The following is a 19,061-nucleotide window of genomic DNA, read 5'->3' as shown; positions in this document are numbered from 1 at the left end:
TCAGACGGCCTCGGCCGCTGCCTTGCCGGTGAGCAGCGCGCGCGTTGCCGCGGTCACATCCTGCTGGCGCATCAAACTTTCGCCGACCAGGAAGGTGCCGATGTCGCTCTTCTGCAATCTGAGGCAGTCGTCATGAGAGAAGATGCCGCTTTCGCTGACCAGCAAGTAACCGCCCGGAATCATCGCCCGCAGTCGTTCCGAGGTTTCGAGACGGGTCTCGAATGTCCGCAGATTACGGTTGTTGATGCCGATTAATTGCGACGACAGCTTCAGTGCGCGCTCCGTCTCGGCCTCGTCGTGGACCTCGATCAGCGCATCCATGCCGAGTTCGAATGCCGTCGCTTCAAGCTCGCTCGCCAAATCATCATCTACGCTGGCCATGATGATCAGGATGGCGTCCGCCCCCCAGGCGCGAGCTTCATGGACCTGATAAGGATCGAACAGAAAATCCTTGCGCAGCGCGGGCAGGGTGACGGCGGCTCTTGCCCTGGTGAGAAATTCCGGCGCGCCCTGGAAAGACGGTGCGTCGGTCAGCACCGAAAGACAGGCGGCGCCGCCCTTTGCATAGGCCCGCGCGAGCGCTGGCGGATCGAAGTCGGCGCGGATCAAGCCCTTGGACGGGCTTGCCTTCTTGATCTCGGCAATCAGAGCGAAGCCGCCGGATCTGCGCTTCGCCTCAAGCGCCGTGAGAAAGCCGCGCGGCGCGTCAGTGTCTTTCGCCCGCGCCTTGATCTCGGCCAGCGGCACGCGCGCCTTGGCCGTCGCGATCTCGTCGCGCTTGTAGGCCTCGATCTTGCGCAGGATGTCCGACATCTGTCTAACCGTTCGAAATCTCGACCAGCCGGTCGAGCACCTGCAGCGCCCGGCCGCTGTCGATGGCTTGCACCGCCGTCGCCATGCCGTCGGCGAGCGTCGTCGCCTTGCCCGCCACCACCAAGCCGCCGCCGGCGTTCATCAGCACGGTGTCGCGAAAAGCGCCCACGGCGCCACCCAGCATAGCGCGCAACGCCTCGGCGTTGTAGGCAGCGTCGCCGCCGCGCAGTTCTTCCTTGGTGTGACGGGTCAGGCCAACCGCTTCGGGCGTCAAGGTGAAGGTGCGGATCTCGCCGCCGATCAGTTCGGCGACATGCGTTTCACCCGTGGTGGTGATCTCGTCGTAGCCGTCACCATGAACGACCCAGGCATGCTCGGTGCCCAGCGCCTTCAGCGTCTGGGCCACCGGTATGATCCATTCCGGCATGAATACGCCGACCATCTGCCGGCGCACGTCGGCCGGGTTGGAGAGCGGACCGAGCAAGTTGAAGATGGTCCTGGTGCCGAGCTCCACGCGGGTCGGGCCGACATGCTTCATCGCCGGGTGATGTGCCGGCGCGAACATGAAGCCGACACCAGCCTCGTGGATGCAGCGGCCGATGGCCTGCGGCGTGAGGTCGATCTTGACGCCGAGCGCGGTCAGGACGTCGGCCGCACCGGTCAGCGAAGACAACCCGCGATTGCCATGCTTGGCGACCGGAACCCCGCTGGCGGCGATGACGAAAGCGGATGCCGTCGAGATGTTGACGGAGTGCGAATTGTCGCCGCCGGTGCCAACGATGTCGATGGCGCCGACAGGTGCGTCGACGCGAAGCATCTTGGCGCGCATGGTGGCGACGGCGCCCGAAATCTCGTCCACCGTCTCGCCGCGCACACGCAACGCCATCAGGAAGCCGCCGATCTGGCCGGGCGTAGCATCGCCCGACATGATGATGTCGAAGGCCTCGCGCGCCTCGTCGAAGGACAGGGCGGTGCCGGTCGCGACCTTGGCGATATGGGTTTTCAGCGCGCTCATCTTGTCGAGGCTTGGGCAACGGCAGCCTGGTCGACGCGGACGCCGTACTGCGTCTGCAACTGCGCCACCAACTGGTCGAGCAGATCGTCCGACATGCCGGAGGTGAAGGACTTGCGCGCGTCCTCGGGCACCGAACTGGCATCGGCCCCGGCGGGTTCGAACACCTCGGCGACCTTGAACAGGATTTGCGCGTCGCTGGTGGGAGAGGGGATCAAGCCGGTGCCGCCTTCGCCGACGCCGAACATCACCGCTGCACCTTCCTTGCCGAAATCGGCGTCGTCGGCTTCGCGCTTCAGGCCACGCTTGGTCTGCTTTTCCAGCTTGAGCTCGCCGGCAATGACGTCGAGCGTTGCGCCGGCCTTGAGCCGCTTTTCCAGCTCCTGCGCCTTGGCGGTCAGCCGCTTGGCCGTCTCGGCCGCGGTCCAGTCGGCAACGACCTTCTGGCGAACTTCGTCCAGCGTGCGGTCGCGGGCCGGCGTGATCGAAGCCACTTCATAGAAAATGAAGCCGTTATCGGCCGTGGTCAGCGCCTCGTTTTCAGTATTCGGTTCGGCATCGAAGGCAGCCTTGATCAGGGCCGGCGATTCCGGCAGATCCTTGACGATGGAGCCATCGGGCCGCAGGCCACTGCGATCGATCGCGTCGACAGTGACGACCTTCAGCTTCAGCTTGGCGGCGGCGTCGGCCAGCGAACTGCCGGCGGCGCGACTGTCCTCGTAATTATCATGCACGTCCAGAAGGATGCGGTTTGCCTCGCCCAGCGCCAGGTCCTTGCGGATCTGGTCCGACACTTCGGCCAGCGGCTTCACGACTTCGGGCTTGATCTCGGTGACGCGCAGCAGCACGGGACCAAAGGCACCCTGCACGACAGGGCTGACCTCATTGACGTTGAGCGCAAAAGCAGCGTCGGCGACCGCCTTGTCGGCGATCTTGTCCTTGGCGAGCGTTCCGAGCAGCGTGTCGGCCGGGGTCTTGCCTTCCGCAGTGACGAGCTTGTCGAAGGTTGCGCCGGACTTCAACGAATCGAGCGCGGCCTTGGCCTCGTCCGGCGTCTTGAACACAAGCTGCTCTATGGTGCGCATCTCGGGAGTGGTGTAGCGCGCCTTGTTCTTGTTGTAGTCGTCGCTGACCTGGGCGTCGGTCACCGAGCTCGTGTCCATGATGTCCTGCGGCTCGAGCCTGACATAGGAAAACTTGCGGTATTCGGGCGCGGCATAGGTCTTCTTGTTGGCCTCGAAATAGGCCTGCAGCGCGCTGTCGCTCGGCGCCTCGATGGGTTCGACCAGCGTCTTCGGCAAGGTCAGATAGTCGACCGTACGATCCTCGCCACGGTACAGGGCCACCGCCTTGAAGAAGGTGTCAGGCGCCTTGAGGCCGTCCGAAACCGCCTCGACGATCTGCTGGCGCACCGCGACCTGGGCACGATTCTTCAAATAATCCTCCGGGCGCATGCCGACCTCACGCAGCCTGTATTCGAAGGCTCTCCGGTCGAACTGTCCGCCGGGGCCCTTGAACGCCGGATCCTCGCGGGTGAGTTCCGCCAGCCGGTCCTTGGACAGGCCAAGGCCGAGCTTGCGAGCCTGTTCGTCGAGGACCGCGCCCGAAACAAGCTGCGCCAACACCTGGTTGTCGACGCCGAGCGCCTTTGCCTGTTCGTGGGTGAGGCGCTGACCGAACTGCTGCGACATGACGGCGAGCTGGCGGTCATAGGCGAGGCGGTATTCGTTGATCGACACCTTGGTGCCGCCGGCCGTGATGACGGAATCGTGGCCGGCAAGGCCACCCATCAGCCGTCCCGATACGCCCCAGACCGCAAAACTGACCACCAGCAGCGAAAGCAGTAACTTCGCGACCCAGGTGCCCGCCGCGCTTCTCAATATACCAAGCATCGTTACTTCCGATTTATGCGCATTTTCGGATGCGCCGAGTCTGAAACAAGCGCAATAGCGCCCTTCCGGTCCACTGTCGATTGCTTTGTGGCTTGATTTTGGTAGTGAGAACGCCAGCCGAATGTCACCCGGAGAAGCAAACGATGACGCCAGGAATTCGCCCGCTCGTCGCAGGCAACTGGAAAATGAACGGTACCAGCGCCTCGCTCAACGAACTCAGGATGATCGGCAACGGTTTCATGAGCGGGCTCGACGCAGACACCGAGGCGCTGGTCTGCGTTCCCGCGACCTTGCTCGCCCATGCCGCCGAGATTCTGTCGCGTACGCCGGTTCATGCCGGCGGTGAGGATTGCCACGCCAAGGAGAGCGGCGCCTATACCGGGTGCATCTCCGCGGAGATGCTGAAGGATGCGGGCGCGACCCACGTCATCGTCGGCCATTCCGAATGCCGCGAACAGCGCGGCGAGGATGATGCGACAGTTCAGGCCAAGGCCTCCGCAGCCTGGCGCGCCGGGCTTGTGGCCATTGTCTGCATCGGCGAGACGCGGCAGGAGCGCGAAGCGGGCGCGACGCTGGACGTGCTGTCACGCCAGGTTGCCGGTTCGGTGCCGGCAAGCGCTACCGCGTCCAACACGATCGTTGCCTATGAGCCGGTGTGGGCGATCGGCACCGGCCTGACCCCGACCGTCGCCGATGTAGCCGAAGCGCATGCGCATATTCGCGAAAAACTGTCGGAGAAGCTCGGCGCCGCCGCGGGCAAGATGCGCATTCTCTATGGCGGTTCGGTCAAGCCGTCCAATGCAGTGGAACTGCTTGGGGTCAGGAATGTCGACGGCGCGCTGGTTGGCGGGGCCAGCCTGAAAGCGGCCGACTTCCTGGGCATCGCGGAAGCCTATCGCAGCATCTCCTGATGACTTCGCGCGGCGCCGAAGCGGGCGCGGCGCACGGGAAATCGTTGTAAAGGACGCCTTGCTTCCCATATTCCGGCCACGGGCTTGGAAATGCCGTGAAAGCATTGTATTGAGCCGCCTCCAATTCCCCGGTCGTGTCCGCGGCCGGGCAGGGCATTGCCAGGATAAACTATGCAAACCGTACTGATCGTCATCCATCTCATGGTCGTTCTGGCCCTTGTCGGCGTTGTGCTGCTGCAGCGCTCCGAAGGCGGCGGCCTTGGCATTGGTGGCGGATCCGGCTTCATGACGGCGCGCGGCGCCGCCAATGCGCTGACCCGGGCGACGGCGATTCTGGCGGCCGCTTTCTTCGTGACGTCGCTGACCTTGTCGATCATTGCCCGCTACGGCGAGAAGCCGATCGACATTCTCGACCGCGTTCCCGCAACATCGGACGGCGCCGGCAAGGGCGTACTCAACCAATTGCCTGGCACGACCACCCCGACGCCGCCTTCAGGCAACGCGGCGCCGACGCCGCCTTCCGGCAACGGAGCCGCGACAACGCCGCCAGCCAATGCTCCGGCCGCGCCGCCCGCCGCCGGCTCGACGTCGCCGGCGACCAACGGCGTCAGCACCGCGCCCGCGGCCCCGCAGGTGCCGAACCAGTAATCCGGGTTCGTTCAAGGGCTATCTGACAGGGAGCGCCGGCGTGCGAACGCCGGCATTCTGCGTCGTTACAACCGAACTGCGCTCGGTTCCGGCTCTCGCTGCCGGGCCCTCGGCCCGCTCTGATCTCTTACACTCAGCCGATCTGTTGTCGTTTGACCACAGTCGCGGCAAATGCGGCGGCATCACGAAGATTCGACGGGAAGTGCAGCGGCCTCGCGCTTGAGGCGCCCGCGCTTATTCGACTATAGATTGCGCGCGGCATTTTCGGTGTCCTTGGGGGACGCCGGGCGACGCCGTGGGCAACAAATATTGAACGATCGGATCTTCGCCATGCAGCTTCGCAGCTTCATCTTCCTGGGACTTTGCGCCGCACTCGGCATGAGCTCCCCGGCTTTCGCCGGCGTGCCAGCCAATTTGGCCGCCAATCAGTCGGTCGGCAAGACCGACGCCATCAACGTCGCAGCCAAGAGCGATGCGGCGCAGTTGAGGCTTCTCAAGAAGAAGAAAAATCCGACACCGGACGATCTCGCCCAGATCAAAAAGATCGAGGCCAAGATCGTTGCCGACAAGGAAGCCGCCAAGGCCAAGGCGCTGGAAGCCAGGAAGATGGCGATGCGCGAAGCGGCGAAAGCGAAGGCCGAGGCGGAACGGCAGGCGTTCCTGGCCAAGAGAGGCAAGACTGCCCCGGCGACCGAAGTGGCCGCGGCCAAGCCGGCCAAGAATGTCACGAAGATCATCGAGCCGTTGACGCCGATCGAGCCGATTCCTTCGGCCGAACCGGAATCGGCCGAGGTGATGAACGTTGCGCTGACCGGCAATAATGGCGAATTGCGCAGCGAGCTGCCTGGCCAGAAGCAGCGCACCGGCGGCGGCCTGTTCGCCGGACTGTTTGGCGGCCAGATGGCATCGTCCTCGATCAACTATCTGCCTGAGACCCGTGCGCTGGATTCGGCGCTCGCCAGGAAAAACGCCAAGAAGCCGTTCAAGGTAAAGCCGGAGTTCGTGCCACAGGACGTGGAATTCACCGGTTACGAGGCCGGCACGATCGTCATCGATACCAGTGCCCGCCGGCTCTATCTGGTGGAATCATCGTCCACCGCCCGCCGCTACGCCATCGCGGTCGGCCGCGAAGGATTGCAGTTCAAGGGCACCGTGGCGGTCGGCGACAAGCAGGAGTGGCCACGCTGGATCCCGACGCTGGACATGCAGAAGCGCGAGCCCAAGCATTATGCCCAGTACAAGGACGGCATGCCCGGCGGCGGCCAGAATCCGCTCGGCGCCCGCGCCATCTACCTCTATGACGGCAAGAAGGACACGCATTTGCGCATCCACGGCACCATCGCGCCGCAGTCGATCGGAACCAGCGCTTCCAATGGCTGTTTCCGCATGATGAACGAGCACGTCATGGACCTCTACAGCCGCGTCAAGGTCGGCACCAAGGTCGTCATCATCTGACGTTTGCAGCAGCTTGCCAAAAGGGCCGGTTCAGCCGGCCCTTTTGTTTTGCCTCGCTCTTGGTCGCGTTCCAGTGGAACGGGCCAGCCCGTTCGACATGGGCCTATCCGAAAACCGGATCCCATTTTCGGATCACGGTTCGAGCGCCTTCTTGGGAAAAAGCCTTAGCGGCGGTTTTTTCTCTGGCGGAATCAATCCGGCCGCGTTAAGCGATGACTCCCATGGCGCGATATGTATTCATCACAGGCGGCGTGGTTTCCTCACTTGGAAAAGGCATTGCCGCAGCGGCCCTAGGGGCTCTCTTGCAGGCGCGGGGCTATCGCGCACGCATCAAAAAACTCGATCCCTACCTCAATGTCGATCCGGGCACGATGTCGCCGTATCAGCATGGCGAGGTGTTCGTCACCGATGACGGCGCCGAGACCGATCTCGATCTTGGCCATTACGAGCGGTTCACTGGCCGTTCCGCCAACCAGCAGGACAACATCACCACCGGCCGCATCTACAAGAACATCATCGAGCGCGAGCGGCGCGGCGACTACCTCGGCGCCACCGTGCAGGTCATCCCGCACGTCACCGACGAGATCAAGAATTTCGTCCTCGACGGCAATGACGACTATGATTTCGTGCTGTGCGAAATCGGCGGCACCGTGGGCGACATCGAGGCGATGCCTTTCCTGGAGGCGATCCGCCAGCTCGGCAACGACCTGCCGCGCAACAACGCCGTCTATGTGCATCTGACGCTGATGCCCTATATCCCGACCGCGGGCGAATTGAAGACCAAGCCGACCCAGCATTCGGTCAAGGAGCTGCGCGGTATCGGCATCGCGCCCGACATCCTGCTCGTCCGCGCCGACCGGGCCATTCCCAAGGAAGAGCGTAGAAAACTGTCGCTGTTCTGCAATGTCAGGGAGAGCGCGGTCATCCAGGCGCTCGACGTGCCGCACATCTACGACGTGCCGATGGCTTACCACAAGGAAGGGCTCGATTCGGAAGTGCTGGCCGCGTTCGGCATCGACCCCGCGCCGAAGCCGCGCATGGAGCCGTGGCAGGCCGTGTCCAACCGCATCCACAATCCGGAAGGCGCGGTGACCATCGCCATCGTCGGCAAATATACCGGCCTCAAGGACGCCTACAAATCGCTGATCGAGGCGCTGTCGCATGGCGGTCTGGCCAACCACGTCAAGGTCAAGCTCGACTGGATCGAATCGGAAATCTTTGAGAAGGAGGATCCGACGCCCTGGCTGGAAAAGGTGCATGGCATCCTTGTGCCCGGCGGTTTCGGCGAGCGCGGCTCGGAAGGCAAGATCCTGGCGGCGAAGTTCGCGCGTGAGCGCAAGGTGCCGTATTTCGGCATCTGCTTCGGCATGCAGATGGCCTGTATCGAGGCGGCGCGGTCCCTGGCCGGAGTCGATGAGGCCTCCTCGACCGAGTTCGGCCCGACCCAGGAGCCGGTCGTCGGCCTGATGACGGAGTGGCTGAAGGGCAACATGCTGGAGAAGCGCCGGGCAACCGGCGATCTCGGCGGCACGATGCGGCTCGGCGCCTATCAGGCCGAGCTCGCCAAGGGTTCCAAGATCGCCGACATCTATGGTGACACGCAGATCTCCGAGCGTCACCGCCACCGCTACGAGGTCAATATCGACTATAAGCAGCGGCTGGAGGATTGCGGCCTGGTGTTTGCCGGCATGTCGCCCGACGGCGTGCTGCCCGAAACGGTCGAATACCCCGACCATCCCTGGTTCATCGGCGTGCAATACCACCCCGAGCTGAAGAGCCGGCCGCTCGACCCGCATCCGCTGTTCGCCAGCTTCATCGAGGCGGCGGTCGAACAATCGCGCCTGGTATAGGCGCGCCAGGCGGGGTTCGGCAACCGATGCAGACCTATGTCGCCCTTCTCTACAGCATCGTCCTGGGAGAAGGGCGCCGGGTCGTGATGTCCGACCTGAGGGCGATGGCGGAAGGCCTCGGGCTGAAGAATGTCCGTACGCTCGTGGCGACGGGCAATCTTGTCTTCGAGGCGCCGGCGACGGACGTCGCCGGTCTCGAGCAGCGTCTGGAAGCCGCCTTCAAAAAAGCTTTCGGCCGCCATGTCGATATCATCGTGCGCGCTGCCGAAGATTGGCTGAGGCTCGCGGCCGGCAATCCGTTTCCGGCTGAATCCGCCGAGACCGGTGACCAGGTGGCGGTCCGGATAATGCGCAAGCCCGTGCCCGATGATGCGGCGGCGGCGCTCGAGACCTATGCCGCCGCCGATGAGAAGGTGATGTCACGCGGCGGCGACATCTGGGTCGTCTTTTCGCGGGCACGACCGAGTTCACGGCTGCTCGCGGCCGCCAATCACAAACGCCTGGGCGTCGGTACGTCGCGCAACTGGAACACGGTGCGCCGATTGGCCGAGATGGTAGGAGTAGGCAGTAGGCAGTAGGCAGTAGGCAGTAGGCAGTAGGGGGAAGCCGTCTGCTTTCCCTACCTTTCCTGCCTACTGCCCCATTTCAGGCCTTCGCCGTCTTGGCGCCGGCACCCACGGCCGCGGTGCGCAGCACGTAGTAGATGATGCCGGCAATCCCGACGCCGAAGAACCAGCCATAGACGCCCCACCAGGATGGCAGCCAGTTGGTGAAGTTCGGCAGGATCGAGGAGAAGACGGCGCCAATGCCGGCAGCGATGAAGGCATTGACATGCCAGCCGCCCTGGAAGCGGAACTCGCCGTCCTCGCGATAAAGCGCTTCGACGTCGACCTCGCCCTTCCGGATCAGGTAGTAGTCGACCATCATGACGCCGAAGATCGGCCCCATCGTCGCACCGATGATGTTGACGAAGGACGCAGCGCTGCCTTCCCAAGGCGCGAAGGGATAGAGCACGAGCGCGATCAGTGCCGCGATGTAGCCGCCCTTCTTGAAGTCGATCTGGCGCGGGAAGACGTTAGAGAAGTCGAAGGCCGGCGAGACGAAGTTGGCCACGACATTGATGCCGAGCGTCGCCACCGCGAAGGTCAAGGCGGCGAGCGCGGCCAGGAACCAGCTGCCGAATTTCGCCGATATCTGGTCGGGGTGCAGCAGCACCTCGTGATAGACGTCGTAAGCGGCAATGGTGGTGACGCCAGCGACCAGCGAGAACAGGATGAGATTGATCGGCAGGCCCCAGATATTGCCCTTGCGCAGCGATGCCTTGTCCGGTGCATAGCGGGCGAAATCGCAGAAGTTGAGATAGAGGGCCGAAAAATAGGTCACCCAGATCGCGGCGACGGCGAACAGCGACGTCCACGATCCCGGCGCACCTGGCACGCCCGCATCCTTGGTCTTTTCGAGCAGCACCTCCATCGGAATGTCACTGGTGAAGGCGAAGGTCCCGGCTTTGACACAGAGATAGACGGCCAGGATCAGCATCATCACCCACACGGCTGGCCCGGCCCAATCCTGGAAGCGGCGCACCGTCTCCATGCCGTTCTGGATAATCAGCAGCTGCAGCGCCCAGATGACCACGAAGCAGATCACTTCCAGCCCGGAGTGGCCGAGGAAATGGGTGTTGGCGTTGAAATCGGCGAACCATTGCGAGCGGATCAGCAGCGCGACAATGGCGCCGGAAGCGGCCGCCGTCTGTGCGCCGTACCAGAAGCAGGCGACGATGGCGCGCACCAGCGCCGGTATGTTGGCGCCCCATATGCCGAACGAGGCGCGGGCGAGCACTGGGTAAGGCACGCCGGTCTTCACGCCGGCATAGCCGACCATGTTCATCAGCGCGTAGATGACGAGCGAGCCGATGCCGATGGCGATGATGAAGTTGACGAAACCGCCGCAGAACAGGAAAAGGCTGGCGGCGAGATAATAACCCCAGAGGCTGTGCACGTCCGACGTCCAGACGTTGAAGATCGAGAATGGTCCCCAGTTTCGTATCTTGGCCGGTGCGAGATCTTCGTTATATAGATCCGGCGATGCGCCTTGTATCGTCATTGCAATTGTCCCCTTCTTGCAGCACGCGCCCTCACGCGTTGACCGTCAAGGTTACGCCTGACGCGAGGGAAGGGGCAATCGGCTGATTTGCCGGCTTTGGCCTTAAAGATATTCAATGGGGATCGCCATTGTCGCGCGGCATGATGCTTGCCCTCTGATCGGCGAGTCGGGTTCGTGGCGCTTTCAAGCGCCGGCGCGACGACATCGGAGCCGCGGCGGGCAAACCTGCCCTTTTTTTGCCAAGCGTACGTTTTTTATGGAACCAAGTGGATGATGGCGCGTTTGATGGGGTTCGGTCGAACACGTCGCGACCGAGCGGGAGGATATGATGGACTATTTGCATTTTTTTTCGCCCGTGCGGATTTCACGCGGGCAGGGACACCCTATCGAGGAAATCGACAGTGTTGCCGAGGCCATGATGTTTTTGCGTAAATGGCCGACCGGGCGACGTGGCCCTGTCTATCAATGCGCGCTGAACTGCTGCGCGGCCGCCCTGTCGGGGCAGATGTCGGCTGAAGAAGCCAGGAAGGCGTTCACCGGCTTCGCCCGGATCACGCGGCTTCTGGATGACGACATGGCCTTGTCGGTGGGCAGCGAGCCAGCTGGGCGCGTGTACGCGCTGCGGCGGTAACGTTCTGAACCGGCTGTAGTCGAAAATCGGCGCCGACCCCCGGCGCCGATCGGCTGTTTGTCCGTTTGCCATGGCGTCGGCGAACGCCTAATGCGGCGCGGCCCAGGATGGCCACCATCTGCTTGTGGTCGGCAACTTCGGAAAGCAGCCAATCCTGGAAAGGCGGTCCCCCGTCTTGTTCGCCGCAGTTGAAAGACTATCGACCAGGTCGCAAAACGGCGTGCCGCTCTCCTGCGGTGTAGCAAGGGGGTGCAAGCTTCCGATTTCTTGGAGCGATTTCGCCCAGCACTCGAAAAAACGAGAAGACAGCACTTCAGGCCATAGGATTTGGCAGGCGCAGAAGGACCGCCTTCAGACTTACTGCTCGAGCGAGGGGCTTGCCTACTTCGCATATGTCGCCGATATGAGGATTGGTGGCCATACCGCCCGCATCAACCAACCAATTGACGCAAAAAATGTCGAGATACCAAGAGCATAAGGTGGCAATCGCCCCGATGATGGATTGGACGGACCGCCATTGCCGGTTCTTCCATCGCCAGCTGACTCGCCGTGCGTTGCTCTACACCGAGATGGTGGTGGCGGACGCGGTCATCCAGGGCGCGCGCGAGCGCCTGCTTGGTTTTGATGAGGCGGAACATCCGGTCGCGCTGCAGCTCGGCGGCTCCGATCCGGGGAAGCTGGCCGAGGCGGCGCGCATCGGCCAGGCTTTCGGCTATGAGGAAATCAACCTCAATGTCGGCTGCCCGTCGGACCGCGTCCAGTCCGGTACGTTCGGCGCCTGCCTGATGAAGGTGCCTGACCTCGTCGCCGACTGTGTCGCGGCGATGAAGGCGGCCGTGACCATTCCCGTAACCGTCAAATGCCGCATCGGCGTCGACGAGCAGGATCCCGAGCCGGCGCTGGATGCGCTTGCAGACGGCGTTTTCGCGGCCGGCGCCGACGCCCTTTGGGTGCATGCACGCAAGGCATGGCTGGAGGGGCTGAGCCCCAAGGAAAACCGCGACATCCCGCCGCTCGACTACGGTCGCGTCTATCGGCTGAAGACGAGAAAATCGAGCGAATTCATCGGCATCAATGGCGGTATTCAATCGCTTGAAGAGGCGCGGACGCATCTCCAGCACCTCGACGGCGCCATGCTCGGCCGCGCCGCCTACCATACTCCAGGCATTCTGACCGGCGTCGATTCCATGTTTTATGGAGAGCGGACCGTTCCCTTCGATTTCGCCGCGCTGATCGACGTCATGGCCGGCTACGCCGCACGCCATGTCGAACAGGGCGGGCGGCTCGGTCATGTCACCCGCCACATGGTCGGGCTATTCCATGGATTGCCTGGTGCCCGCCGCTACCGCCAGATACTCTCCACGGATGCAACGCGCCCCGGCGCTGGGCCGCAGGTGCTGAAGACGGCGTTCGCTGCGGTCGACCTCAGCGGGGCGGTCGACAAGGCCGCCTGAACCGCTTTTGCCGAACGTCAATCCCGGAGGGTCATCCGGTCGCCGCGCACGTCGAAGCCGGACAGCGAACTGATGAAGTTCATGCCGAGCAGGCTCTGGCCAAGCATACCGGGTGCCGCGACCATCACCGGCATATTCTTTCGCACGATGCCGCCGATGGCCAGTTCGTTGGTTTTCACAGCCGCAGCGCGCGCCGTGCCGTTGGCGGTCGAGACCGGTATGGTGAAATCGAGAGCGGCGGGATTGATCCCGGCTGCCTGGGCGTCCTGCGACGTCAACACGGTGCTGGTCGCTCCTGTGTCGACCACCGTGCGCACTGGCGCGCCGTTGATCAGGATGCGCGCCTCGAAATGGCCATTGTCGGCCTTGTCGAGCGTCACGGTGGCATGGCCGTCCTCGATGCCCAGCGCCAGCGGGCTGCCGGGAACGAGCCCAGCGGTTACCCGGCTGGCGAAGTCCTGCAATTCGTAGCGATATTGATAGCCGGCGATCAGCGCGAGCGTGATCGCCGCCCACGCGCCGAGATTGCGCGCCATGGCCCCGAGCGGGCGGCCCGACCTTAGCAGGCCGGCGCCGATGAGCGCGCCGAAAGCGCCCAGCCAGATCAACCGGCCGAAATCATCGTTCTCGACGCCGAGCGTATTGCCGGCGGAATCGTTGAACATCAGCAGCACCGCGCCGACGCCGATGACGAGCATCAGGATCCAGAACAGGCGGTTCATGTCGGCAATCCGTTCACGAGAGCGCGTCGCGTTCCCGTGCCAGACGGGTGCGGCGGGTTTCGCGGCGCGGCCGGCGCTCGACCGTCTCCAGCCTTGCAGGCAGTTGGGCCATGACGTCACGGCGCGCCTGCGCCGTCATGTCGATCCAAGCGCCGATCTCGTCCCGGGTGCGGCCGCACCCGAAACAGAAACCGGTCTTCATATCGATCGAACAGACCAGAATGCATGGGGATTCGATGGCCGTCATGAATGTTTCCTTGGCTGACTTCCACATGGTGCAACGGCATGGCCTTTGCAAGCCCTCGGGAATGCGTCGCCCACGGCCGCTTTTACATCAGGCGCGGGAGGTTGTGCCGGCGCACGAGGGCGGCTATGCCGCTGCCATCTGCAAGGACGATTTCCACGACATGACCAGAGCACAGCCCTTCGACGATTTCCGTAACCTGCTGGCCAACCTGCCGGCGGCCGACACGACAGCCGAGGCCCGTGTGCGAACGCTGTTCGCCAAGGCGGACAAGCCAAGGAACTCGCTTGGTCGCATCGAGGATATCGCTGCCTGGCTGGCAGCATGGAGTGGCCGTGCGCCGCCGGCAGTGACGCGGCCTCTGGTCGCGGTCTTTGCCGGCAACCATGGTGTTGTCAGGCACGGCGTCTCGCCGAGAGCCGTGGCGGCGACCGCAAACGCCGTCGAACTGTGTGCGGCCGGCGGTGCAGCGATCAACCAGGTCTGCGTCGCCAACGACCTCGGGCTGAAGGTTTTCGATCTCGCCTTGCATATTCCGACAGCCGACATCACGCAGGATGCCGCACTCGACGAGCGGGGTTGCGCCGCGACCATGGCCTTTGGCATGGAGGCGATCGCCGGCGGCGCCGACCTGCTTTGCCTCGGCGATCTGGGCGTCGGCAATTCCACCGTCGCCGCGGCCCTGTTCGCGGCCGTGTTGGGCGGCAAGGGCACCGATTGGGTCGGCCCGGGCTCTGGCGCCGATGCGGCGATGCAGGCGCGCAAGGCGGAGGTGGTCGATGCGGCGCTGGCTTTCCACGCCGGCCATCTCGATGAACCGTTGGAGGTGCTGCGCCGGCTCGGTGGCCGTGAGTTCGCGGCGATAGCCGGCGCCATCCTTGCGGCACGGATGCAAAAGATCCCCGTGCTGCTCGACGGAGTTGCGGCAACGGCAGCCGCAGCGGTCCTGCATGCCGCCAATCCTGCCGCGCTGGATCATTGCCTTCTCGCCGGCCTGTCGCCGGAGCCCGCGCATGCGCAGGCCGCCGAGCGCCTTGGCCTTCGCCCCTTGCTTGACCTCGGCGTCGGCCACGGCGAGGGAGTAGGCGCGGCACTTGCCGCCGGCCTAATCAAGGCAGCGGCACTGACCAGTTCGGGCATGGCCGCGGCCGTTCGCGGCTAGGCCGAGCATTCGTCGCTCATTCCACGCATGAGGCGCGTCAACGCCGACGCGCCGCGACCGCCGCGGTCGGCAGGGCCGGGAGTTCCTCCATCACCCGGCTCAGCGGGAAGATGGCAATCGCTTCTGTGCCTTCGCGCAGCTTGGAATGAAGTTGGAATTCGCCGCCATGCATGGCGAGCAGGCCCTGCACGATCGGCAGACCAAGTCCGGTGCCCTGTTCGGCGCTCTTGATGGCGATCGAACCCTGGCCGAAGGCCGAAAGCACTACCGGGATCTCGTCTTGCGGTATGCCGGGGCCGTTGTCCCTGACCGAGATGTATTGTCCGCCGCCGGCCGTCCAGCCGACGCGCACGCGGATTTCGCCGCCGGTAGCGGTGAACTTGATCGCGTTGGACAAGAGGTTGAGGGTGATCTGGCGCACCGCGCGCTCGTCGGCGAACAGGCGCGGCAAGGCATGTTCGAAATCCTGAATGACGCGGATATCCTTGTTGCGCGCCTTCAACTCCATCATGTGGCAGCAATCCTCGACAATACCGAGCAGCATCACCGGCTCTTCATTGAGCTGGTACCGGCCGGCCTCGATGCGCGACAGGTCGAGGATCTCGTTGATGAGGTCGAGAAGATGCTGGCCGGATTCGTGCACGTCATGGGCATAGTCGCGATAAGTGGGATTGCTCATCGGCCCCAGCACTTCGTTCGACATCACTTCGGAAAAACCGAGAATTGCGTTGAGCGGCGTGCGCAATTCATGGCTCATCGAGGCAAGAAAGCGCGATTTGGCCAGATTGGCATCTTCCGCGCGCCGCCGCGCCTCGTCCGACATCGATTTCGCGGTCTCGACTTCGGCGATCAGTGCGTCCTTTTCGGAGCGGAACGACAAAAGCATCAGGGAGGAGCGGTTGAGGTTCCGCGCGATATAGGCAAAGAAAGGCAGCGAAAGAACGAGCAGTACGGCCATGATCGCCCCGACCGGCATCCACAGCCTTATTTCGGCGTAGGCGTAAAGCGTCACCGGAACAGCGAAAGTCGCCAGCAGCGCCCCGCGCAGGGATGAGGCCATGATAGCGGTTCCGGCCATGGCAAGCAGCAGCACCACGGCCTTGACCACCTGAAACTGGTCGACCGCGCAGGCACCGCAGCCGAGCCAGACGAACCAGCCCCAGCCGAGGCCGCACAGGAAATGTGCGAACAGGAATTCTCTCTGGGTTTGCAACGGGTTAAGCTCGGACGCTTCCACGCGTTCGACGCGGCGCGCCATGAAAGCCAACATCGTGTAGCAGGTCAGGGTGAACAGCGCCCAGAGAATGATCTCATTGCCGATGCCGGCCAGCCGGCCAAGCGCGGCGATCGCCAGGACAAGCAGCGGAATGGCAATGGCCCCGCTGGTCATCGCGCGCGCATGGAGTTTCAATAGTTCGCGATCGAAATCCGGATTGCCGGCCTGTTGCGAAAGACGGTCGCGCGTCTTGCGCACCGCGCGCGCGACATCGCTGTTGCGATGGCGTTTCCTGCGGTCCACAATGAATTTGTCCGCTGTGTTCGAGCGTTGCAAAGGCATGAAGACTTCAATTATGCGGGCGGCATTTCAAGGTGTTAAGCTACGTTCGAATGATTAACCAACCGTTTGCCATATGAGCCGTTCCTGGTCGCAAGGACCGCGCCGGCGGTACGCTGCGCCGCGTCCGCGAAGCCCATGGCGCAAATTGCTGGACTACGGGCTGACCGTCATTATTCTGGGGTTGCTGATCGTGCTTGCGGCGCGCCTCGATCGCGTGGAGACGCGAAAGACACAGGGCGTCGCCATCATCAATGATGGCGACTCGATCACGCTCGGCGCCGAACGCATTCGCATGCGCGGCATCGACGCGCCGGAATACACTCAGACCTGCCGCAAGAAAGGCGCCGACTATTCCTGTGGCACGCTTGCGCGCCAATCTCTGGTGCGCCTGATCGCCGGCAGGCCCGTCATCTGCAGCGGCTGGCAGCGCGATCGTTACGGCCGGCTGCTCGGCGATTGCAAGGCGGGCGATACCGATCTCAACCGCGCACAGGTCGAGGCAGGCTGGGCGGTCGCTTTCGGCGATTACGAGAGCGAGGAAGCCATCGCGCGCGCGGCAAGGGCCGGCATCTGGGCAGGTACATTCGACCAGCCGCAAGATTGGCGCGACAGCCACCATGGCGAGTCCGTCGAGAGAAAACATGGCACGCTCGCCTCCATCGCCGATGCCGTGCGAGAGATTTTCCGCTTCTGGTAAGCCGGCGGAAGCTGAACCCTGCCGTCACCGGCAAGAACTGGAGGATCGAATGAAGCTCTTCGACGGCGGCCGGGCGCCCAACCCAAGGCGGGTTCGCGTTTTTCTGGCCGAGAAGGGAATCGCGGTTCCGCTGGTGTCCGTCGACATGGGCGCGCTGGAACACAGGCAACAGGCGGTCAGCTCGCGCAATCCACTGCGGCGACTGCCGGTGCTGGAGCTTGACGACGGCACCGTCATCACCGAGTCCGTCGCCATCTGCCGCTATTTCGAGGAACTCAATCCCGAGCCCGCACTGTTCGGTCGCGGGGCGCTCGGCAAGGCGCAGGTCGAGATGTGGCAAAGGCGGATGGAATTCAACCTGCTGACCTGCGTCGCGCAAGCTTTCCGCCACACCCATCCGGCCATGAAGGAATGGGAGATCCCGCAGATTCCCGAGTGGGGCGAGGCCAACAAGCCGAAGGCAATCGAATTCCTGCGACTTCTCGACGGCGAGCTGGGAACCCGCGAATTCGCCGCCGGCGACGCCTATTCGATCGCCGATATCACCGGGATGATCGCCATCGATTTCATGAAACCGGCGCGCATCAAGGTGCCGGACGAGTGCAGCAATGTGTTGCGCTGGTATCGGATGGTTTCGAGCCGGCCGAGTGCCGCGGCCTGAGGATGACTGCGGAACTCGAAAGCTTCGCCGCGACGGTTCGCTCCTGCCGCATCTGCGTCGACAATCCGATCGGCCGGCCACTGCCGCACGAACCGCGCCCGGTGCTGCGACCCTCGTCGAATGCCCGCATCCTGATTGCCAGCCAGGCACCGGGAACCAAGGTGCATCTGTCGGGCATGCCGTTCACCGATGCTTCGGGCGACCGGCTCAGAGACTGGCTCGGCGTCACCAGTGAGGAGTTCTACGACACCGAGAAGTTTGCCATCGTGCCGATGGGCTTCTGTTTCCCCGGCCAGGACGCCAAGGGCAGCGACTTGCCGCCAAGGCGGGAATGCGCGCCGGCCTGGCGCGCGCCGTTGATGGGGCTCATGCCGCAGATCGACCTGGTGCTGACGATCGGCATCTACGCGCAGTCCTGGCACATGGGTGCCGCGCGGCGCCCGTCCCTGACGGAAACGGTGAGGGACTGGCGCTCCATCTGGGAGAAATCCGCTGGCCAGAAGGTGCTGCCGCTGCCGCATCCGTCCTGGCGCAACACCGGCTGGCTGAAGCGGAATCCCTGGTTTGAAATGGATTTGCTGCCTTTCCTCAGGTCGGAAATCCGCTATCGCCTCGGTTAGACATTCAGCAAGAAACCACCGGCTTTTCCGCCAATCAGCAGAATTTTTTTCTTGTGAAAGGCTATAATAACGCCGATTATGGCCAATCCATTCCTTCAGGAGCTTTCAATGGACCGCCTTGACCGAAAAATTCTCCGCCTCCTGCAGGAGGACGCGACGCTCGCGGTCGCAGATGTCGCCAAGAAAGTGGGACTGTCGACGACCCCTTGCTGGCGGCGCATCCAGAAGCTCGAGGAAGAGGGCGTCATCAAGCGGCGTGTCGCCATTCTCGATCATGAAAAGGTCAATGTGCGGGTCACCGTCTTCGTCTCGATCCGCACCAATTCGCACAGCCATGAATGGCTGCGGCGTTTTTCCGAAGTCATCCAGGAATTCCCCGAGGTGGTCGAGTTCTACCGCATGAGCGGCGATGTCGACTACCTCCTGCGTGTCGTGGTGCCCGACATTGCAGCCTATGATGCCTTCTATAAGCGGCTGATCGCCAAGATCGAGATTCGCGACGTCTCGTCCTCCTTCGCCATGGAGCAGATCAAGTACACGACCGAAATCCCGCTCGATTACATGGTGCTGGACAAGGAATCGGGCGCGAACGCGGCCTGAGCGCGCGTGGCCTTGGTGCATGCAAGGT

General features: G+C 63.4%; 19 protein-coding genes. 12 read left to right on the top strand and 7 right to left on the bottom strand.

What is annotated here, in order from left to right:
- The 3 genes from trpC to FJ942_RS20680 are packed head-to-tail and all read right to left on the bottom strand — an operon-like array spanning nt 1 to nt 3,717.
- Nucleotides 1–813 (bottom strand): indole-3-glycerol phosphate synthase TrpC, encoded by an 813-nt coding sequence (trpC, locus tag FJ942_RS20690; protein WP_140669935.1) that lies wholly within the window; start codon nt 811–813, stop codon nt 1–3.
- A gap of 4 nt (nt 814–817) precedes the next feature.
- Nucleotides 818–1,828 carry an anthranilate phosphoribosyltransferase gene (gene trpD / locus FJ942_RS20685; RefSeq protein ID WP_140515367.1) on the bottom strand — a complete coding sequence of 337 codons (1,011 nt, stop codon included), beginning with the start codon at nt 1,826–1,828 and terminating at the stop codon, nt 818–820.
- The gene (locus tag FJ942_RS20680; protein ID WP_140658182.1) at nt 1,825–3,717 is read right to left on the bottom strand and encodes a SurA N-terminal domain-containing protein; all 1,893 of its coding nucleotides are present in this window, start codon (nt 3,715–3,717) and stop codon (nt 1,825–1,827) included. The genes trpD and FJ942_RS20680 overlap by 4 nt, the downstream gene beginning before the upstream one ends.
- Nucleotides 3,718–3,860: 143 nt before the next feature.
- Between FJ942_RS20680 and tpiA the strand changes: the two genes are divergently transcribed.
- The 5 genes from tpiA to FJ942_RS20655 all read left to right on the top strand — a co-directional run bounded on the left by tpiA (nt 3,861) and on the right by FJ942_RS20655 (nt 9,159).
- The gene (gene tpiA, locus FJ942_RS20675; protein WP_140498652.1) at nt 3,861–4,628 is read left to right on the top strand and encodes a triose-phosphate isomerase; all 768 of its coding nucleotides are present in this window, start codon (nt 3,861–3,863) and stop codon (nt 4,626–4,628) included.
- 171 nt (nt 4,629–4,799) lie between these two features.
- Nucleotides 4,800–5,276 carry a preprotein translocase subunit SecG gene (gene secG, locus FJ942_RS20670; protein ID WP_140658184.1) on the top strand — a complete coding sequence of 159 codons (477 nt, stop codon included), beginning with the start codon at nt 4,800–4,802 and terminating at the stop codon, nt 5,274–5,276.
- A 330-nt stretch (nt 5,277–5,606) separates the two neighbouring features.
- Entirely contained in the window at nt 5,607–6,731 is a 1,125-nt protein-coding gene (locus FJ942_RS20665; RefSeq protein WP_140560957.1) for a L,D-transpeptidase, read from the top strand.
- Between the two features lie 212 nt (nt 6,732–6,943).
- Nucleotides 6,944–8,581, top strand: a complete 1,638-nt coding sequence (locus tag FJ942_RS20660; RefSeq protein WP_140898786.1) for a CTP synthase — start codon at nt 6,944–6,946, stop codon at nt 8,579–8,581.
- Between the two features lie 26 nt (nt 8,582–8,607).
- A complete protein-coding gene (locus FJ942_RS20655; protein ID WP_140557176.1) occupies nt 8,608–9,159 on the top strand; it encodes a DUF1697 domain-containing protein in 552 nt (183 codons plus the stop codon).
- A 67-nt stretch (nt 9,160–9,226) separates the two neighbouring features.
- Here FJ942_RS20655 and FJ942_RS20650 read toward each other — a convergent pair whose 3' ends face one another.
- On the bottom strand, nt 9,227–10,684 hold the full coding sequence (locus FJ942_RS20650) for an NCS1 family nucleobase:cation symporter-1 (RefSeq protein WP_140560958.1): 1,458 nt from the start codon (nt 10,682–10,684) through the stop codon (nt 9,227–9,229).
- 328 nt (nt 10,685–11,012) lie between these two features.
- On the opposite strand from FJ942_RS20650, the gene FJ942_RS20645 reads away from it, so the two are divergent.
- The gene (locus FJ942_RS20645; protein WP_140498645.1) at nt 11,013–11,315 is read left to right on the top strand and encodes a DUF982 domain-containing protein; all 303 of its coding nucleotides are present in this window, start codon (nt 11,013–11,015) and stop codon (nt 11,313–11,315) included.
- A 455-nt stretch (nt 11,316–11,770) separates the two neighbouring features.
- Nucleotides 11,771–12,769: a tRNA dihydrouridine(20/20a) synthase DusA gene (dusA, locus tag FJ942_RS20640; RefSeq protein ID WP_140898784.1), complete on the top strand. Its 999-nt coding sequence runs from the start codon at nt 11,771–11,773 to the stop codon at nt 12,767–12,769.
- A 17-nt stretch (nt 12,770–12,786) separates the two neighbouring features.
- On the opposite strand, the gene FJ942_RS20635 is transcribed toward dusA, so the two are convergent.
- Both FJ942_RS20635 and FJ942_RS20630 read right to left on the bottom strand, forming a co-directional pair.
- Complete coding sequence (locus FJ942_RS20635; protein WP_140898782.1) at nt 12,787–13,491, bottom strand: TIGR02281 family clan AA aspartic protease; 705 nt, start codon at nt 13,489–13,491, stop codon at nt 12,787–12,789.
- 13 nt (nt 13,492–13,504) lie between these two features.
- Nucleotides 13,505–13,738, bottom strand: a complete 234-nt coding sequence (locus FJ942_RS20630) for a DUF1289 domain-containing protein (RefSeq protein ID WP_140898780.1) — start codon at nt 13,736–13,738, stop codon at nt 13,505–13,507.
- Between the two features lie 160 nt (nt 13,739–13,898).
- On the opposite strand from FJ942_RS20630, the gene FJ942_RS20625 reads away from it, so the two are divergent.
- Nucleotides 13,899–14,897, top strand: coding sequence for a nicotinate-nucleotide--dimethylbenzimidazole phosphoribosyltransferase (locus FJ942_RS20625; RefSeq protein WP_140686442.1), 999 nt, complete (start codon nt 13,899–13,901; stop codon nt 14,895–14,897).
- 37 nt (nt 14,898–14,934) lie between these two features.
- Here the strand turns inward: FJ942_RS20625 and FJ942_RS20620 are convergent, their stop codons facing one another.
- Complete coding sequence (locus FJ942_RS20620; RefSeq protein ID WP_140898778.1) at nt 14,935–16,455, bottom strand: HAMP domain-containing sensor histidine kinase; 1,521 nt, start codon at nt 16,453–16,455, stop codon at nt 14,935–14,937.
- Between the two features lie 73 nt (nt 16,456–16,528).
- On the opposite strand from FJ942_RS20620, the gene FJ942_RS20615 reads away from it, so the two are divergent.
- The 4 genes from FJ942_RS20615 (at nt 16,529) to FJ942_RS20600 (ending at nt 19,033) form a co-directional block, all read left to right on the top strand.
- Nucleotides 16,529–17,152, top strand: a complete 624-nt coding sequence (locus FJ942_RS20615; protein WP_140584432.1) for a thermonuclease family protein — start codon at nt 16,529–16,531, stop codon at nt 17,150–17,152.
- A gap of 49 nt (nt 17,153–17,201) precedes the next feature.
- Nucleotides 17,202–17,813 carry a glutathione S-transferase gene (locus tag FJ942_RS20610; protein WP_140498639.1) on the top strand — a complete coding sequence of 204 codons (612 nt, stop codon included), beginning with the start codon at nt 17,202–17,204 and terminating at the stop codon, nt 17,811–17,813.
- Complete coding sequence (locus FJ942_RS20605; RefSeq protein WP_140561231.1) at nt 17,753–18,433, top strand: uracil-DNA glycosylase family protein; 681 nt, start codon at nt 17,753–17,755, stop codon at nt 18,431–18,433. The genes FJ942_RS20610 and FJ942_RS20605 overlap by 61 nt, the downstream gene beginning before the upstream one ends.
- Before the next feature lie 108 nt (nt 18,434–18,541).
- Nucleotides 18,542–19,033, top strand: coding sequence for an Lrp/AsnC family transcriptional regulator (locus tag FJ942_RS20600; RefSeq protein WP_006205209.1), 492 nt, complete (start codon nt 18,542–18,544; stop codon nt 19,031–19,033).
- Nucleotides 19,034–19,061 lie beyond the last annotated feature (28 nt).

It is taken from the genome of Mesorhizobium sp. B2-4-2, assembly GCF_006442845.1.
Taxonomy (GTDB): Bacteria; Pseudomonadota; Alphaproteobacteria; order Rhizobiales; family Rhizobiaceae; genus Mesorhizobium.
The sequence above is the reverse complement of the archived record's forward strand: the minus strand, read 5'-3'. Positions and strand labels throughout refer to the sequence as shown.